The 17,015-nt window shown below is 48.7% G+C and carries 16 protein-coding genes and 1 riboswitch; of the genes, 13 read left to right on the forward strand and 3 right to left on the reverse strand.

Annotation, left to right across the window (positions count from 1 at the left end; translation table 11 throughout):
- Nucleotides 1–233: 233 nt before the first annotated feature.
- The 10 genes from V3C10_05645 to V3C10_05690 all read left to right on the forward strand — a co-directional run bounded on the left by V3C10_05645 (nucleotide 234) and on the right by V3C10_05690 (nucleotide 10,276).
- On the forward strand, nucleotides 234–2,141 hold the full coding sequence (locus V3C10_05645; GenBank protein ID WVP63305.1) for a sigma 54-interacting transcriptional regulator: 1,908 nt from the start codon (nucleotides 234–236) through the stop codon (nucleotides 2,139–2,141).
- Between the two features lie 412 nt (nucleotides 2,142–2,553).
- Nucleotides 2,554–3,327, forward strand: a complete 774-nt coding sequence (locus V3C10_05650) for an enoyl-CoA hydratase/isomerase family protein (protein WVP63306.1) — start codon at nucleotides 2,554–2,556, stop codon at nucleotides 3,325–3,327.
- 44 nt (nucleotides 3,328–3,371) lie between these two features.
- Nucleotides 3,372–4,397, forward strand: coding sequence for a TRAP transporter substrate-binding protein (locus V3C10_05655; protein ID WVP63307.1), 1,026 nt, complete (start codon nucleotides 3,372–3,374; stop codon nucleotides 4,395–4,397).
- A 32-nt stretch (nucleotides 4,398–4,429) separates the two neighbouring features.
- Nucleotides 4,430–4,921: a TRAP transporter small permease subunit gene (locus V3C10_05660; protein WVP63308.1), complete on the forward strand. Its 492-nt coding sequence runs from the start codon at nucleotides 4,430–4,432 to the stop codon at nucleotides 4,919–4,921.
- Between the two features lies 1 nt (nucleotide 4,922).
- Complete coding sequence (locus tag V3C10_05665; protein ID WVP63309.1) at nucleotides 4,923–6,188, forward strand: TRAP transporter large permease; 1,266 nt, start codon at nucleotides 4,923–4,925, stop codon at nucleotides 6,186–6,188.
- Nucleotides 6,189–6,221: 33 nt separating this feature from the next.
- Nucleotides 6,222–7,496, forward strand: a complete 1,275-nt coding sequence (gene leuC / locus V3C10_05670; protein WVP64575.1) for a 3-isopropylmalate dehydratase large subunit — start codon at nucleotides 6,222–6,224, stop codon at nucleotides 7,494–7,496.
- 14 nt (nucleotides 7,497–7,510) lie between these two features.
- Complete coding sequence (gene leuD / locus V3C10_05675) at nucleotides 7,511–8,065, forward strand: 3-isopropylmalate dehydratase small subunit (protein ID WVP63310.1); 555 nt, start codon at nucleotides 7,511–7,513, stop codon at nucleotides 8,063–8,065.
- A 2-nt stretch (nucleotides 8,066–8,067) separates the two neighbouring features.
- Nucleotides 8,068–8,955 carry an isocitrate lyase/PEP mutase family protein gene (locus V3C10_05680; protein ID WVP63311.1) on the forward strand — a complete coding sequence of 296 codons (888 nt, stop codon included), beginning with the start codon at nucleotides 8,068–8,070 and terminating at the stop codon, nucleotides 8,953–8,955.
- 131 nt (nucleotides 8,956–9,086) lie between these two features.
- A complete protein-coding gene (locus V3C10_05685; GenBank protein ID WVP63312.1) occupies nucleotides 9,087–10,043 on the forward strand; it encodes a D-2-hydroxyacid dehydrogenase in 957 nt (318 codons plus the stop codon).
- Nucleotides 10,044–10,093: 50 nt separating this feature from the next.
- A complete protein-coding gene (locus tag V3C10_05690; GenBank protein WVP63313.1) occupies nucleotides 10,094–10,276 on the forward strand; it encodes a glycerate kinase in 183 nt (60 codons plus the stop codon).
- A gap of 119 nt (nucleotides 10,277–10,395) precedes the next feature.
- On the opposite strand, the gene V3C10_05695 is transcribed toward V3C10_05690, so the two are convergent.
- From V3C10_05695 to V3C10_05705, 3 genes are all read right to left on the reverse strand, one after another.
- Nucleotides 10,396–11,166: an ABC transporter ATP-binding protein gene (locus V3C10_05695; protein WVP63314.1), complete on the reverse strand. Its 771-nt coding sequence runs from the start codon at nucleotides 11,164–11,166 to the stop codon at nucleotides 10,396–10,398.
- A complete protein-coding gene (locus V3C10_05700; GenBank protein ID WVP63315.1) occupies nucleotides 11,163–12,227 on the reverse strand; it encodes an iron ABC transporter permease in 1,065 nt (354 codons plus the stop codon). Before V3C10_05700 ends, V3C10_05695 begins: the two co-directional genes overlap by 4 nt.
- Before the next feature lie 120 nt (nucleotides 12,228–12,347).
- A complete protein-coding gene (locus V3C10_05705; GenBank protein ID WVP63316.1) occupies nucleotides 12,348–13,490 on the reverse strand; it encodes an ABC transporter substrate-binding protein in 1,143 nt (380 codons plus the stop codon).
- Nucleotides 13,491–13,615: 125 nt separating this feature from the next.
- Nucleotides 13,616–13,797: riboswitch (cobalamin riboswitch) on the reverse strand.
- A gap of 664 nt (nucleotides 13,798–14,461) precedes the next feature.
- Here V3C10_05705 and V3C10_05710 point away from each other — a divergent pair.
- The 3 genes from V3C10_05710 (at nucleotide 14,462) to V3C10_05720 (ending at nucleotide 16,994) form a co-directional block, all read left to right on the forward strand.
- Complete coding sequence (locus tag V3C10_05710) at nucleotides 14,462–15,370, forward strand: YafY family protein (GenBank protein ID WVP63317.1); 909 nt, start codon at nucleotides 14,462–14,464, stop codon at nucleotides 15,368–15,370.
- A 70-nt stretch (nucleotides 15,371–15,440) separates the two neighbouring features.
- Nucleotides 15,441–15,899, forward strand: a complete 459-nt coding sequence (locus V3C10_05715) for a GyrI-like domain-containing protein (protein ID WVP63318.1) — start codon at nucleotides 15,441–15,443, stop codon at nucleotides 15,897–15,899.
- A gap of 99 nt (nucleotides 15,900–15,998) precedes the next feature.
- Nucleotides 15,999–16,994 carry a GyrI-like domain-containing protein gene (locus V3C10_05720; protein WVP63319.1) on the forward strand — a complete coding sequence of 332 codons (996 nt, stop codon included), beginning with the start codon at nucleotides 15,999–16,001 and terminating at the stop codon, nucleotides 16,992–16,994.
- Nucleotides 16,995–17,015: the final 21 nt, after the last annotated feature.

Here is a 17,015-nt window from a genome sequence, read left to right on the forward strand (position 1 = left end):
TATCAGGGAATTCAATGAAATAAGATGATATATTATATGATGAATGATTTCTTGCAATATTTATAAAATATTTAGATTTTTAAAGAAAATAGTGTATAATATATACGAAAACAAAATGTAAAGTATAGATAAGTCAGACTTTGAATTGCAAAAGTTTGCCAACGGGCTTTGTAAGTGAATAGAAGGAAATTTATTGTACCGAGTACCGTCGGTGGAGAAGGTGGTGGAAATAAATGATTCGAATATGTTGTATTACATATAAAGATGTAGACCGGTTGGTGAGGGAGGTACTGGATACCTATCAGGATGATGAGGTAGAGTTCAGCATTGTGGAGGGACTGAGAACGGAAATCCTGGAGGAGGAAAAGAGAAAAATTATTGAGAGTGCAGACGTTGCAATTGCCACAGGGGCCAATGCCCAGATTGCGGCTGCGGCTTTTCAGGTACCGGTTATACAGTTCCATATTACTGAATTTGACTATCTGATGGCAGTAGAAAAGGGACTGGAAATTGGGAAGAATCCGGCTGTTGTGACCTACAAACAGCCATTGTCTAAAAATATGAGGGACTATCTGGAAATGGCCGGGAGGCATGTAAATTATGTCGTTTATGAGGACACTGAGGAACTTAGGGATGCTTTATCCGGTAGTGGGGCGGATGTTATTATTGGAGCCACTCATGCCACGGAAGTGGGAAAACAGCTGGGGATCCGGACCGTGCTGATATACCCAAGTTTCAGCTGTATTCTGGATACATTTGCCGAGGCGAAAAATCTGGCGAGAGAACTGGAAAAGGAGAGAAAAAAGAACCAGTATATCAATGCGCTTTTACAGTGCAGCGTTAATGGTATTTTTTTGGTGGACAGCCTGTGCAGAGTGATTGATTTTAACCAGAAGGCGGCCGATTTGGCCGGAGTGGAAAGGGAGAAATTAAAGTATTCTTATCTGGATCAGATTTTTCCGAAATTAAAAATGAATGAATTTGTCTGGGGCAGCCAGCAGGAGTCCTTAAAAATTGTAAAGCTTGAGAATAAAGAGATTGTCTGTAATATCGTACGCCTGGAGAACCGTCATTCCCAGTTTGATGGCGCAGTAATCATGATGTACTACCTGGAAGAGTTAAAAAGCCAGATTGGGCAGCGGGAAAAGGAGGAAAAACAGAGAAGGGAAAAGGGGTTCCGTGCAAAACGGAGTTTTTCCGATATCATTGGTTCATCTTCTGCGATAAGAATGTGCATTGAGGATGCCAGATTTTATGCAGAAAGTGAATCAAATCTGATGGTTTATGGAGAAACCGGGACTGGCAAAGAGATATTTGCACAAAGCGTCCATAACCAGAGCAGAAGGAAGAATGAGGCGTTTATTGCCGTGAACTGCGCAGCTTTGCCGGAAAACCTCCTGGAGACAGAACTGTTCGGATATGACGAAGGTGCATTTACAGGGGGCAGAAAAGGTGGTAAGAGAGGTTTGTTTGAACTGGCAAATCATGGAACCCTTTTTCTGGATGAGGTTGGTGAACTGTCCCCTGCGTTGCAGTCACGGCTTTTGCGGGTATTACAGGAAAAGGAGATTATGCACGTAGGCGGTGAGCGTATTATTCCGGTGGATGTGCGTATTATAGCTGCTACCAACAAACATTTGGAGGAGATGGATCCGGCGGCTTTCCGACGGGATCTGCTGTACCGCCTCAATGTCCTGGAATTGATGATACCACCGCTGCGGGAACGGGAGAAGGATGTTGTGGAACTGTTTGATTTTTACTACAAGAAGAAAAGGGATGTAAGCCTCCACCAGACGGAGCTGACGGATGGGGCAAAAGAAATTCTTATGCTGTATCACTGGCCGGGAAATATCAGGGAGTTGCAGAATGTCTGTGAACGGTTTTGTCTCTATATGAAACAATTGGCCAGACATAGTGATTTACTCATGAAAAAATGTATGATCCGTGCAGTAGGAGAGGAACGGCTACAGAAAAATATTCTGGAATCGTTTGAGTTCAGGGATAAGGGAGGGAGTGTAGAACTGGTGGAAGAACTGCAGAGGATTTTTTCTTATAATCGGGAACAGATTGCGAAGGTGTTGGGGATAAGCCGGACCACGGTCTGGAGATTGACGAAGGGGGAAGAGAAAAAGAAGCTTTAATAAGCAGGAAGACAGCAGGCCGGACGTGGCAGCAGGATACATAATACCTGCCGCCATGTCTGGCCTGTTCATGATTAAAAGCGGTATATCATTTGTAAAGCAGCGGAAAATAGATTGGTTGAAATGTGGGGGTGGAAAATGTTTCAAAAAAGAGAGAAAATGGCGGAATGAAACATTATAACGAACAATGTGTGAAATATTCGTTATAGGAGTTAGAAATGATGCCGGAAAAAGCCTGATTTTACAAGGGGAAACAGAAGAAAAATTTTAAAAGGAAAAGATGAAAACTGGCACGGAGTTTGCTACTTTATATAGTCATCAAAATATATGTTTTAGAAAGGCGAGTATGATTCGGAGCCGGCCCGTCGGAATTCTGTCTAATAAAAAGTATAGTGGAGGAGGTACAGGGGGAATGTTTAAATCTATTCAGTATGAACTCAGGGAATCAATTGCAGTTATCTCGATCGATCAGTTACAGGATCAGAATCGAATGGATCGAAATACCTATTTAGAGGTAACGGAAGCGCTCCGCTGTGCTCAGGAAGATCCTGAAGTGACAGCAGTTATCCTGACTGGTAAAGGAGAATATTTTGTGACAGGTGGGCGTATGGACGGCTACCCCGGAGGAAAAATGATGGAAATGCGGGGGTTTGCAGATGCCTGCTCGGGATTAATGTTTCAAATGTACAATATGAGGAAACCATTGATTGCCGCCGTAAATGGGCTTTGCGTTGCGGGGGGAATGATGATTCTGGATGCATGTGATTTGGCGGTGGCGGCGGAATCAAGTAAGTTTGGTTTTCCTGAGCTTGAACGGGGGAATTTCCCGGTACTGGCATTGGCGGTTGCCCAGAGGTCGATTCCTAAAAAGCGGGTTTTTGAGCTGTCTTATCTCAGCAAATTAATTGATGCTGACACGGCGCAGCAGTGGAATCTGATTAACAGAGCAGTTCCGGCCGAGAGTGTTTTGGATACGGCTTTGGAATGGGCAAGACTGATATCCGGACGAAGTCTCCTGACGGCAGGAATGGGACGCGAGGCCTATCACAAGATGCAGGGGATGAGCCAGATAGAAAGCCTGGAGTATGCGAAAAATGTTTTGTGTTGTATGCTGGCCACTCATGATGCCCAGGAAGTTGATTATGCAATAAAAGAAAACAGGGAGCCTGTTCTAAAAGGTTATTAATTCAAAAACTTACTGAATCAGATGAAAAGAAGGAGGAAATGAACATGATGAAAAAAATGTTGTCTTTGTTTTTAGCGGGAGTTATGGTGGCAGGACTTTTGACAGGGTGCGGCAGCAAAACGGAAACTCCAGCAGGTGAGACTCCGGCGGCTGCCGTAAAGGAGCCGGTTGAACTTGTGTGTTCCCATATTTTCGGCGCAGACACGATACAGAATAAGGCGTGCCAGATGTTTGCCCGAAAACTGGAAGAGAGAACAGGCGGAGCGTATAAAATGACGATTTATCCGGCGGCCCAGCTTGGCAATATGAATGATATTCTGGAGCAGCAGAAGAGTGGTGATATTCAGCTTACTATTATTTCTTCTATCGCATTAGCTGGTATTTCACCCTATTGTTTCGACAGCTGGCCGTTTTTATTTGAAACCCAGGAAGAATTTGAGCGCGCCTATGCAAGTGAAGCCGGGGCAAAATGGCTGGAAAAATGTGAACAGGAATCAGGTTTCTATCTGTTGGCTCCTACGTGGAAAGGTCAGCGTTATTTCTTTGTGAATAAAGAAGTCAATTCACTCGATGATTTAAAAGGCATTAAAGTCCGCTGTTCCGGCAGCCAGATGGAGATGGATAAGTATAGTACCTGGGGCATGACACCGGTGTCTATGAGTTCTACAGAAGTTTTTTCCGCTATGCAGCAGGGAGTTGTAGATGCATATGAGCAGGAGATTCCGGTTGCCAGGGACGAGTCGATTCCTGAAGTAACGAAGACGGTTGTTCTTACAAAACATACGGAGGCCAATTACTGCTGGCCTACAAGTTCTGCCTGGCTGAACAGCATGCCGGAAGATTTCCAGAAAATATACCGCGAGACAGCGGCAGAGTGTTCCGCCTATGTAACCGAGGAACTGGTGAAGGAAGAGCCGAAGGCGATTCAGGACTTCAAGGATGCCGGCTGTAAGATTGTTGAATTTGATATGACCCCCTGGATAGAACTGAGCGAGACGACGTATGCTGAAAAATATCCTGAACTGGCTGAATATATGGTGGCTCTGAAAGCAGCAGGGAAAGGAAACTGATAATGAGATGATATAAAGGAGAATGATTGAGAATGAAGTATGTAGATAAAATTACGGCTGCTTTTGACAAAGCGGTATCCGTCTTCTGCAATATATTCATGATCACATTAATAATCTGTGTTGCTGTCCAGGTGTTTTCAAGGTTTGTCATTAACACATCAACACCATGGACAGAAACACTCTCCATATATTGCTATGCATGGCTTACTTTGTTTGGAGCCGTACTGGTGCAAAGTGAGGGCGGCCTGCTTTATGTTGATGTAATCCAGGAAAAGCTGTCCGGCAGAGTGCTGAGGATTATTAAGATTATCTGTGATGTGATTAGTATGCTTGTTTCCTCACTCTGGTGTTACTCCGGCATTCTGCAGTGTATGAATGCAAAGGGAATTACCAGCTGGGGAATTGTAATTCCTCTGCCTGTAGTCTATGCGGCAGTTCCGTTATCTTTTGCGTTTTTGTTTTTATTTCTGCTTCTGGATTTAATTAAACAGTTAATTCCGGATAAGAAGGAGGGGGAGGTATAGAATGGGAATTGTATTAATTATCTTTTTGCTTACCCTGCTTCTGGGTGTACCGATAGCGCTTGCCATGGGAGCAGCCGGAATTTACGGCCTTCAGATTCTTCATCTGTCCCCATCAATTATGGGGTCTCAGCTGTTTGCCGGATTGAATTCTTTTTCCATGATTGCAATTCCTCTGTTTATATTTATGGGAGCGCTCATGTCGAAAACGGGTCTCACGGAGATTCTGGTTGATTTTTGTAATGCCATCTTTGGAAGGTTTAAAGGAGGACTGGCAATAGCAGGAATTGCTGCAGGCGCTTTCTTTGCGGCTATCTGTGGTTCTTCCGCGGCTTCTATCGCCTCTTTGGGCGGCGTTTTGATACCGGCCTTGAAAAAGGAAGGCTACGGCGGCGGTTTTGCCGGAGCGGTAATTGCAGCGGCCGGTTCACTCGGACCGATTATTCCCCCGAGCCTGTTGCTTGTAATCTATGCGTGCCAATCCAACCAGTCGATCGGCTGGCTGTTTATGGCAGGTATTGTACCGGGAATTTTAAGTGCTGTTTTATATATCATGATTACGATTCGTACTGCAAAGCTCAGGAACTTCCCGGTTCATGAAAAGTGCTCGTTCAAGGAAATAAGACGTTCCGGGCTTAGGGCGATACCGGCTCTCGTAATTCCTTTAATCATTGTAGTCGGAATCTGTGCCGGTATTTTTACAGTAACGGAATCAGCCGGTATTACCACGGTTTACGTGCTGGTGGTATGGTTCGTTAAAAGGCTTTCATTCAGGGAGCTCATTAAAACGGTAGGAGAGTCGGTGAGAGAGACTGCAGCAATTACATTTATTATTGGTGCATCTACCTTTTTAGCCTATGTTATCACGAGAGGCCAGCTGCCTCAGACAATTGTCAATGCGATTGTTGCGGCGAAAGTAAGCCGCGTGGTAGTTCTTCTGATGATTAATGTTTTGCTGGTAATCATGGGAATGCTTCTGGCTCCGGCAGCGGCGCTTCTGATTGTTACTCCATTGTTGATTCCGTTGTCAAATGCGTATGGCATTAATTTGATTCAGATGGGATTAATAGTTGTTTTTAACCTGAATCTGGGATGCTTGACTCCACCGGTGGCTGTCAGCCTGTTCATGACTGCGCGGATGGCAGATACTTCATTTGCCGAACAGGTAAAAGAGGCGATGCCATTCTTTCTTATTTCGATTATTGTGCTGATACTGATTACATACTGGCCGGATTTCACCCTGTTTTTGCCCAGGATGATATATGGATAGATATTGGGGGAGTTATGAATGAATCAGGAGGAAATGCAAATGACAGGAATGACAATGACCCAGAAAATCCTGGCAGCCCACGCCGGACTCAGTAAAGTGACGGCAGGCCAGCTGATTGAGGCAAATCTGGATTTACTGCTTGGCAATGACGTTACGACGCCGATTGCAATTGCGGAGATGGAGAAGATAGGCAGTCCATCGGTATTTCATAAAGACAAAATCGCGCTGGTCATGGACCATTTTGTCCCCAATAAGGACATCAAGTCGGCCCAGAATTGCAAGTACTGCCGCGAATTTGCCGGAAGGAATGAAATAACAAATTATTTTGACGTGGGTGAGATGGGGATCGAGCATGCGCTGCTGCCGGAAAAAGGGCTGGTAAAGGCCGGAGATGTTGTGATAGGAGCCGACTCCCACACCTGCACCTACGGAGCGCTGGGGGCATTCTCCACAGGAGTAGGAAGCACCGATATGGCGGTCGGCATGGTGACGGGAAAAGCGTGGTTTAAGGTGCCTTCGGCAATAAAGATTGTCCTGACGGGGAAACCGTCCAAATGGATCAGCGGGAAGGATATAATTTTACATATGATCGGCATGCTTGGCGTGGACGGGGCCCTTTACCAGTCCATGGAATACACGGGGGATGGTGTCGGATATCTCTCAATGGACGACCGTTTTACCATCTGCAATATGGCGATTGAAGCGGGAGCGAAAAACGGGATTTTTCCGGTGGACAGTGCAGCCGTGGAATATATGAAAGAGCATTCGGCAGGGGATTTCAAAAAATACCGGGCGGATGAAGACGCCGCATATGAGGCGGTTTATACAATTGACCTTTCGGAGCTGAAACCTACGGTTGCCTTCCCATTTTTGCCGGAGAATACAAAGACGATTGATGAGGCAGGAGATATTCCGATTGATCAGGTGGTAATTGGCTCCTGTACCAATGGAAGAATGGAAGATATGAGGGCGGCCGCAAAAGTGCTTAAGAACAGGAAAGTGGCCAGGGGAGTCCGCTGCATCGTAATTCCGGCCACACAGGCCGTCTATCTGCAGGCAATGAAAGAGGGTCTTCTGGAGATTTTCATCGAAGCGGGAGCCGTTGTCAGCACGCCGACCTGCGGACCGTGTACCGGCGGTTATATGGGAATTCTGGCAGAGGGGGAACGGTGCGTTTCGAGCACAAACCGGAATTTTGTAGGCCGTATGGGGCATGTAAGTTCAGAAATTTATCTGGCAAGCCCGGCCGTGGCGGCGGCCAGTGCGGTTACCGGCAGAATCAGCGGACCCGGCGACCTGGGATTATAATGCGGGAGGATGCGATGAAAGTAGATGGACACGTATTTAAATATGGGGACAATGTGGACACGGATGTAATTATACCGGCCAGATATTTAAATGCAACGGATGGAATGGAACTGGCCCGGCACTGTATGGAGGATATCGACAGGGAATTTGTGAACCGGGTAAAAGAGGGAGATCTGATCGTGGCAAATAAAAATTTTGGCTGCGGTTCCTCCCGCGAGCATGCGCCGCTGGCTATCAAATGCGCAGGGGTAAGCTGTGTTATTGCGGAGACCTTTGCCCGTATTTTCTACCGAAATTCGATTAATATAGGTCTGCCGATTATTGAGTGCCCGGAGGCGGCAAAAGAGATTGAGGCCGGGGACGAGGTGACGGTGGACTTTGACAGCGGAGTGATAACGGATAAGACAAAGGGGACGGTTTATCAGGGCCAGGCATTTCCGGAATTTATGCGGGAGATTATGATGGCAGGCGGGCTGGTAGGCTATACCAATCTTCAGATAAACGGGAATAGAACAATGCCCGAGGATGGTAAAACGGCCGGGAATATTAAAATACAGGAGGATAAATAAATATGTATTCAAACAGTAAAAACAGCGGAGCCCGCGTTTTGAGGGAGCGTTTAAAAGATCCGAAAATTATCGTTGCCCCGGGGGCTTATGACTGCCTTTCGGCCAGGCTGATTGAGCAGTGCGGGTTCGAGGCCGCATTTATGACGGGATACGGGGCGGCCGCATCCATACTGGGAGAGCCGGACTACGGCCTTATGACGATGAATGAGATGGCAAATGTATGCGCAAACATGAACGCATTCCTGAATATTCCATTAATCGGCGACATTGACACGGGATATGGCAATCCCCTGAATGTTTACCGTACCGTGAAGGAGTTTGAGAGAGCGGGAATGGCGGCGGTCCATCTGGAGGATCAGGTCTTCCCGAAGCGCTGCGGCCACATGGAAAATAAAGCGGTCATCTCCATGGAAGAACATGTGGAGAAAATCAGGGCGGCCGTGGAGGCGAGAGATGAGATGATGATTATCGCCAGAACGGATGCCAGGGCGACCCATGGAATTGACGAAGCAATCCGCCGTCTTACCGCGTACCGCGATGCAGGAGCTGATATTGTCTACGCCGATGCGCTGCGCAGTGATGATGAACTGAGGGCGGTCGGTTCAATTCCCAACGTCTATAAATTTACCAACCAGACGGAAAATGGAAAGACGCCGCCCCGGACGGCAAAACAGCTGGAGGAGATGGGATTTAATATTGTAATTTTCCCGGTCGGAACGGCTTTTGTCGCAGCCAAGGCCATGAAGCGGATGCTGGAGCAGCTCAAACGGGAAGGAACATCCGCGGGCTGCGTGGAGCAGATGACAACATTTAACGAGTTTACCGGTATTGTAGGCCTGCCGGAGCTCCAGAAAAGGGAAGCAAATTTTAAAACATATGAATTCCGATGACAGGGGATAAAAGAAGACAGGAGACAGATGAATATAAGAAACAGATGAATATAGGAAACTAATAAATATAGGATACAAAAGATTGTTAACTCCAGAGTCAAATTACTTACGGAAAGGAGAGAGCTGTTTATATGAAAATAGTGGTATTGGACGGATATACGGAAAATCCCGGAGATTTAAGCTGGTCCGGTTTTGAAGAGCTCGGTGAATTTACCGTATATGACCGCACGCCGGCGGAATTGACGGCAGAGCGGATTGGGGATGCAGATGTAATTCTTACCAACAAAGCGGCCGTTACGGAAGAAATTATGGATGCCTGTCCGGGAATCAGGTACATCGGCGTTCTTGCAACGGGATACAACGTGGTGGATACGGAAGCTGCGAAGAAAAGAGGAATCATTGTCACGAATATTCCAACTTATGGTACGGATACGGTAGGGCAGTTTGCCATCGCTATGCTTTTGGAAATCTGCCACCATATCGGTTATCATGACAGATCGGTACACAAGGGAAGGTGGAAGAACTGCAGTGACTGGTGTTATTGGGATTATCCGTTAATCGAACTGGCGGGAAAGACCATTGGAATCGTCGGCTTCGGCCGTATCGGGCAGGCCACGGGCCGCATTGCCGCGGCGCTTCATATGCGTGTAATAGCTTATGATGCGTATCCGAATGAAAGTGGAAAGCGTCTGGCGGAGTATGTGGATTTAGACAGGCTGTATGCGGAATCGGATGTCATCGCCCTCCATTGTCCTCTCTTTCCTTCTACAAAGGAAATGATTAACCGTGAGACAATCGGAAAAATGAAAGATGGAGTGATTATCATCAACAATTCCAGGGGAGGGCTGATAGCCGAACAGGATCTGGCCGATGCGCTGAACAGCGGTAAAGTATATGCGGCCGGGCTGGATGTGGTTTCGACGGAGCCGATCAGAGAGGGCAATCCCCTTCTAGGTGCGAGAAACTGCCTCATTACGCCGCATATGAGCTGGGGAACGAAGGAAAGCCGGAAACGGTTGATGGATATTGCAGTCGAAAATCTGAAGCAGTTTATAGAAGGCACACCCGTCAATGTGGTTAATGGCTGAGGAGAAACACTTCAGAGATATGATGACTGAACGGGAAGGAGAATGCCATAGTGAAATTTCTCTTAGCTCCGGAGAATATCTGTCCCCTTATCCGCGGGGCAAGGATTACCGTGATGTGCGACGTGAAAAATCCTCTGACCGGAAAAGACGGCGCGGCCCTGGCCGTATTCCTGGATGAGAAAATGAAGCCGGGAATCGAGACGGTGCTGCTAAGAGAATGTTCCGCCTTTTGAATGTTGGCCCTTCTTAAAAAGACAAACAATAAAAAATCAGGACACCGGATAACTTTTGATATCTGGTGTCCTGATAATTTTGCAATCGTGAAATAATAAAGTCATGTGAAATAATAAAGTCATGCTCTCACAATTACGGACCGTCTGCCTATCCGCACGAGTTCCGTATCAACTTCATATGCCTTCCTTATCTGACCCGGTGTCAGAACTTCCTCCGGAATTCCCTGGGCAACGACTGTTCCGCCGGAGAGCAGAACAGAGCGGTCCGCATAGTCTAAAGCCAGGTTCAGATCGTGGAGGACGGCCGCAACGGTGATGCCGCTCCGGCTGATGCGGTGCAGCAGGTCCATGACCTCATACTGGTATTTTAAATCGAGACTGCTGGTGGGTTCGTCTAAAAGCAGCACCTGAGGTTCCTGGGCGATGGCCCTTGCAATGAGCACCCGCTGGCGTTCTCCGCCGCTGAGCTGGTTAAACGGCCGGAACGCATAGTCCTTCAGATGAAATTCCTCCATTACCTCCGACACTTTGTCCAGATCATGTTTCCCTGCTTTCATTCCCATGTGGGGAAGGCGGCCGGACAGCACGATTTCCATTACATTCAGTGCATATCCCGTCTGGGTATTCTGCGGCACATAGCCGAAAATACCGGCCCTCTCCCGGACGGTCAGCTTCCCTGTTTTCGTTTCATTCCACAGCACGCATTCGGGATCTGCCTTAAGAAGACCGTTGATGCAGCGCAGCAGCGTTGACTTTCCTGCGCCGTTGCCGCCGAGGAATGCGCAGAAGGTTCCCGGTTCGACGCGGAATGATACATTTTTTAAAACTTCCCTGTGTCCGTAGGAAAAGTTCAGTCCCCGGACTTCCAATCCGTTTATCAAATCATTCACAGCCTCTTCCTCCCCCGGAAAATCAAATATAAGAACAGCGGGACTCCTACGTAGGATACGACGATTCCCACCGGGATCATGGTAGGGGAAAATGCGCACCGCCCGATGGTATCCGCCGCCAGAACGAGAGCCGCTCCCGTGATGGCGGAGAGAGGAAGTAAAAGCCTGTGATCGCCGCCGATTATCATCCTGGACATATGGGGAGCCACGAGGCCGACGAATCCGATAATGCCGGTGAAGCTGACGATGGCCGCGGTCAGCAGCGTGATGCAGCCTCCCGTCAGGATTCTGGTTCGTTTTACATGGATTCCAAGGGCTGCGGCGCTCTCGTCCGAGCCGGCGGCGATCATGTTAAACGCCCAGGCCTGTTTTTGGAATACGGGCAGCGTAATCAGCAGAAAGAGCGCCATGACTGCAATATCCTTCCATCCGACGGCGGTGAGGCTGCCGAAGGTCCATTGTATAATGGCCGGAAGCTGCTGTTCGTTGGCAATAAACTGCATCGTCGAGTTGAGTGCATTGAAAAAATAGTTGAGGGCGATGCCCGTCAGCACCAGGGTTTCCGAACCGAGCCCCTTCAGGCTGGAAAGTCCATAGACAAAAGCGGCACAGAGCAGCGCCATGAAAAAGGCGGCCAAAACCGTGGCAGTTTTCTGGAGATGGACGGGAAATCCGCCAAAGACTATCACCGCGGCGGCGCCCAGGGCGGCGGCTCCGGATAGTCCGGTGGTAAATGGGCTGGCCATCTGGTTGCCCGTGATTGCCTGCATCCCCGTTCCGGCTATGCCGAGGCCTGCGCCCGCAGTGACGGCGGCGGCGACGCGTGGCAGACGCAGCAGGAGAAGGACGTTCTGTTCCTTCACACTGAGCGGCTGGACGGTCATGAAACATTCTGTAAACGGCAGCCAGGTAACGGCCAGACGGGCCGGAGTGAGTTCCGCCACACCGAGGCAGACGGCAGCGGCGGCCAGCGCGCAGAGAGCGGCGGCAGCCAGAAAGAGCCGCAGGATTTTGCGGCGGATCCGATGTTTATATTCAATGGTCAGAGTATCGAAAGACATGCAATAATCTCCTTAATTTAAAATCAGCCCGCATGCCGGAAAAAACGGACTGCGGGCGGACTGCCGGACGGTATCGGGTGCGGGCTGGTTTGAAAGCCACAGCACGGATACTATCCGGATTTATTTTTGTGCGGGAACGTGGTAGTAGTGCTGGGTATCTGGCTCAAAGCCCTGGTATTTCATCCACTGTTCAAAGATGGCGTCCGGATCCAGATCCGTCATTAAATCGGGATAGAGCCATTTGGACATGTAGGCGGCTCCAATCATTTTTCCCAGTCCTCCGCTCATAAAAGCGGTGTTGAGATAGAAATTGCCCTCTTTAACAGCCGTTAATTCCCGGAAACCTTCGCGCTCCATCATGGATTCCGCTTTGGCGGCAAATTCTTCCTGCGGAGGCGCGGTGAATACGCCGCTGTTTCCGACTACTTCCCCTGCATAGACTTTGACAATCAGGTCGGGATCCGCCATCAGAACCTGCTCCGGATCGATATCCTTGCCGGCCAGGGAGGCGTCGCCGAAAATATTTTTACCGCCGGCCATGAGAATCATATTATGCCAGCCGTCGTTGGAGGTTCCGGGAATGCAGGTGGTATAGTCACCGCCGTACTCCCAGTAAACAGTCTTAGGTTCTTTCACCTGTTTTAACTGTTCTTTCATATAATCAACCGGTTTCTGATAGAAATCAACCAGTTCTTCCGCCTGCTCTTCCTTGCCGAATAACTGGCCGCACAGCCTGATCTGCTTCGGTACATCGGAGTTGTCCCATCCGGTGATAACCACTACCTTGATACCGAACGGTTCCAGCTTCTCAATGGATTCCTCCACCGCGCCGTTTTTGGGAACGACGAGCACCTGAGGATCGAGAGCTACGATCTTTTCATAGTCGTACTCATCTTTGCCAAAGGTTTCGTTCTCTCCGAACCGGGGCCAGTAGACCTCGTCCTGGGAGGTATAGATATCCACTCCGACAACGCTGTCCCCGGCTCCTACGGCACGGATTAATTCGTTGTTATAGCGGTTTGCAACGCAGGCCCTTGTAATGGGAAGGGTCAGCTCCACCTCACGGCCGATATCATCCACAAAGACGGTCGTTCCCGCCTCGGCGTCTTTGACATCTGCCTCCCGGCTTTCTGCGCCTGTTTCAGCAGAAGTGCTTTCCACGGCCGCTGTTGTTTTCGCCTCGTTTGTCTTTGCGGCACAGCCGGCCAGGGAGAGCATCAATACGGCGGCAATCCCTGCAAATCGTTTTCTGTTCTTTCTCATCTTCGGTAAATCTCCTTTCAACCTGTCTGTAAAATATGGTAGCGCCCTGAATTGCAAAACAGAGCATACTTACAAACCTAATTTGATTATCAGGCTGAAAGGTGATTTTCCCTGTCCCGGAAAATTCCCTCTGCAATGCGACTGGCAGGTCTCCTGGCTTATGATTCGTCCTCCGGATCGCCTTCCCGTTCGAACAGTGGCTGTTTATGATCCTTCGTCATCAATTACAGTAGAGGCAGCTGTGGGGGATTCTCACCCCGCTTCCCTATTAAAAAGCTTCCGCTTTGCCAATCATTGCAAATTCAGTTAGAGCGTACTCAGCATACCATAGAATTGGGGAGCGGGCAAGAGGGGGAGGAGAATTGAGATGCGGGACGCCTTTGTATGATGGCGGACGGGGGAGGGGGAGGTTGTATATGAGTTTTCAGTCCCGATGAGTGGTTGTGGTGAGGGGGAATCCGGAGAAAAAAATTCCTACGGGGACTCGCTCCCGCTTGTGAAGCGCACAGCGGATGCTAAGCTCGTGAGGGACCTCGCTAAGCACCGGCGGGCTTCAAGGTCACCCTTCGGAAAGTTTTTCTCCTCCTTCCCCCGGGCAGGTTGTCGACGGGACTGAAGACTCAGCGAAGGTGATTGCCCCGTCCGTCATCTTCAGAGGCCGATTGTCCCTTTCGTCAAGTAGGAGGAGAGGTATTGTCGCGGGCATGTACGATCCGTTTCATTGAGGGAGCGTGAATACGTTTTTGGTTTGCTATTCCGGGTTTATAGTATATACTTTAATTTATGGGAAAAGGAAGTGCGGGATATCCTGCATTCGAAATAATGAAATGGGCAGATTACAGGAAATATTAAATCATAAATAGCTGTAAAGCACAGATAATATACTATATTCCCGTCAGGAATATGTGGCTTCGGCGGGGCTGGAGCCGGATTTGTGCTTATGGTACTAGTGGAAAAGAGGAAGCAGACTTATGAAAATCGACCGCCTCATCGGTATCCTTTCCATTCTTCTTCAGCAGGAAAAGGTGACGGCGCCATATCTGGCAGAAAAATTTGAAGTTTCACGAAGGACAATTAACCGGGACATTGAGGATATCTGTAAAGCGGGGATTCCCATTGTCACGTCACAGGGGCAGAACGGGGGGATTTCCATTATGGAGGGGTACCGGATGGATAAAACCCTGCTCACATCCTCCGACATGCAGGCTATTCTGGCGGGGCTAAAGAGCCTGGACAGCGTGTCGGGATCGAAACGGTATCAGCAGTTGATGGAGAAACTGGCAATGGGGAACTCCTCCGTTCTGGCATCGAATAATCACATTATGATCGACCTGGCGTCCTGGTACCGATCCTCTCTGGCTCCAAAAATCAGTGTGCTTCAGGGGGCCGTTGAGGACAGGAGGAAGGTGGAGTTTAACTATTATGCGCCGGGCGGGGAGAGCAGCCGGAGTATTGAACCGTATCTTCTCATTTTTAAATGGTCGTCCTGGTATTTGTGGGGATACTGCTGTGAAAAGCAGGATTACCGCCTTTTTAAACTGAACAGGATGACGGAGTTAAAAGCGACGGAGGAACAGTACGAACCCAGGCAGATTCCGGTGCCAGATCTTTCGGCAGAGCGGATTTATCCGCTGGGAATTGATGTGGAGGCCGTTTTTGAGCCGGATATGAAGTGGCGGCTGGTGGAGGAATTCGGTATGGAGAGCTTCACGGAACAGGAAGACGGACGGCTTAAATTTTCCTTCGGTTTTGCGGACAAGGAGAACCTGTTCGGATGGCTTCTGAGCTTTGGGGACAAGGTGGAACTGACAAAGCCGGTGGAACTTCGCAGAGAGCTTTATGAGATGATGGGGCGGCTTCAAAAAATGTACCGTGAATGATGACGCACAGATGTCATGTTTCATATGGTATGCTTTGTCTATCAGAAAATAAGACAGGAGAGAACAAACAATGGAATATGAGATTGTAAGATTAGAAGAGAAAAAAGCAGCGGGAATTAAGGCGAGAACAAATAATATGTCTCCTGATATGGGAGCGGTAATCGGAGGATTGTGGGGAAGATTTTATTCTGAGGGAATCTATGAATCCATTCCGGGAAAGACGAATGAGAAAGTTCTGGGAATTTATACGGAGTATGACGGAGACGCGGCGTCGGATTACACCATTGTCGTTGCATGCGAGGTAGATGGGAAAGAGGAGCTTCCCGGGGATACGGTTCTTGTCACAATTCCGTCCGGTAAATATGCAAAATTTATCGCAAAGGGAGAGCTGCATGAGGCGGTTGCAAGATGCTGGCAGGAGATCTGGAGTATGGATCTGCCCCGGACCTTTGACTGCGATTTTGAGGAGTATCAGGATGACGGCATGGATGAAACCGAAATTCATATCTATGTAGGTTTAAAGGAGTAAAGAAGCAGCTGTTTGCAGCCTGCCGGTAAACGGTATGCTGCGAACAGTAACGCGTGCAGAGGAAGATGTGCGGAAAAAGGTATGGAGGGGGATGAGGATATGGCTTCAAGCATGGAATTTGTTCAATATGCGGCAGATCAGATGAGAAACGCCGGGGAGATTACCTATAAAAAGATGTTTGGGGAATACGGCATCTACTGTGACGGCAAGATAATCGGCCTGATCTGCGACAATCAGCTCTTTATCAAAATGACGGAGGCGGGGAAAAAACTCTGTCCCGATTTTGAGGAGGCGGCGCCCTATGAGGGCTCCAAGCCATTTCTTCTGGTGGAGGACATCGATGACAGGGAATTACTGACCGAACTGGTGGTGGAGACATTCAGGGAACTTCCCATGCCCGCGCCCAAGAAGAAAAAAACGGAGAAACGGGTAAAGCAGGAGACGGCGCCAGAAGAGAAAGTGGATTTCAAGAAACGTGACAAGAACCTTTACCAGCCGGGGAAGAAACCGTCCATCGTGGATGTGCCGGAGATGACGTTTTTTGCCGTAAAAGGTTCCGGCGATCCCAATACCTCCGAAGAATACAAAGAGGCGGTGGGAGCTCTGTACGCCCTGTCTTATACGGTAAAGATGAGCAAAATGGGCAGCCAATGTCCGCCCGGATATTTTGATTATGTAGTGCCTCCGTTAGAGGGACTGTGGCTGGTGGATGACCGGGGATTTGATGGGACAAGCATCACGGATAAGAGCTGGTTCCAATGGATCTCCATGATCCGGCAGCCCGACTTTGTGACGGATGAGGTATTTGAACAGGCCAAAGAAAGCTGCAGCAGGAAAAAACCGGAGATTGACCTGTCAAAGGTCCGTCTGGTAAAATATACGGAGGGGCTTTGCGCCCAGATGATGCATATCGGGCCATATGACAGTGAACCGGAGACGATCGAACGGATGGAATGTTTTACCGAAGAGAACGGCTATGTGATAGATATAAACGACAAACGGCCGCACCATGAAATCTATCTGAATGATCCGAGAAAAACGGCCCCGGAGAAAATGAAGACGGTCATCAGGCATCCCGTGAAAAAAAGAGATTAGTGTGCCGGTACATCAGAGAGA

The sequence above is a fragment of the [Clostridium] symbiosum genome (assembly GCA_036419695.1).
Classification (GTDB): Bacteria; Bacillota; Clostridia; order Lachnospirales; family Lachnospiraceae; genus Otoolea; species Otoolea symbiosa_A.

Bases quoted from the DNA above. Each gene is read 5' to 3' on its own strand.
- V3C10_05645 (WVP63305.1), top strand. From the start codon at position 234: ATGATTCGAATATGTTGTATTACATATAAAGATGTAGACCGGTTGGTG.
- V3C10_05650 (WVP63306.1), top strand. From the start codon at position 2,554: ATGTTTAAATCTATTCAGTATGAACTCAGGGAATCAATTGCAGTTATC.
- V3C10_05655 (WVP63307.1), top strand. From the start codon at position 3,372: ATGATGAAAAAAATGTTGTCTTTGTTTTTAGCGGGAGTTATGGTGGCA.
- V3C10_05660 (WVP63308.1), top strand. From the start codon at position 4,430: ATGAAGTATGTAGATAAAATTACGGCTGCTTTTGACAAAGCGGTATCC.
- V3C10_05665 (WVP63309.1), top strand. From the start codon at position 4,923: ATGGGAATTGTATTAATTATCTTTTTGCTTACCCTGCTTCTGGGTGTA.
- leuC (WVP64575.1), top strand. From the start codon at position 6,222: ATGCAAATGACAGGAATGACAATGACCCAGAAAATCCTGGCAGCCCAC.
- leuD (WVP63310.1), top strand. From the start codon at position 7,511: ATGAAAGTAGATGGACACGTATTTAAATATGGGGACAATGTGGACACG.
- V3C10_05680 (WVP63311.1), top strand. From the start codon at position 8,068: ATGTATTCAAACAGTAAAAACAGCGGAGCCCGCGTTTTGAGGGAGCGT.
- V3C10_05685 (WVP63312.1), top strand. From the start codon at position 9,087: ATGAAAATAGTGGTATTGGACGGATATACGGAAAATCCCGGAGATTTA.
- V3C10_05700 (WVP63315.1), bottom strand. From the start codon at position 12,227: ATGTCTTTCGATACTCTGACCATTGAATATAAACATCGGATCCGCCGC.
- V3C10_05705 (WVP63316.1), bottom strand. From the start codon at position 13,490: ATGAGAAAGAACAGAAAACGATTTGCAGGGATTGCCGCCGTATTGATG.
- V3C10_05710 (WVP63317.1), top strand. From the start codon at position 14,462: ATGAAAATCGACCGCCTCATCGGTATCCTTTCCATTCTTCTTCAGCAG.
- V3C10_05715 (WVP63318.1), top strand. From the start codon at position 15,441: ATGGAATATGAGATTGTAAGATTAGAAGAGAAAAAAGCAGCGGGAATT.
- V3C10_05720 (WVP63319.1), top strand. From the start codon at position 15,999: ATGGCTTCAAGCATGGAATTTGTTCAATATGCGGCAGATCAGATGAGA.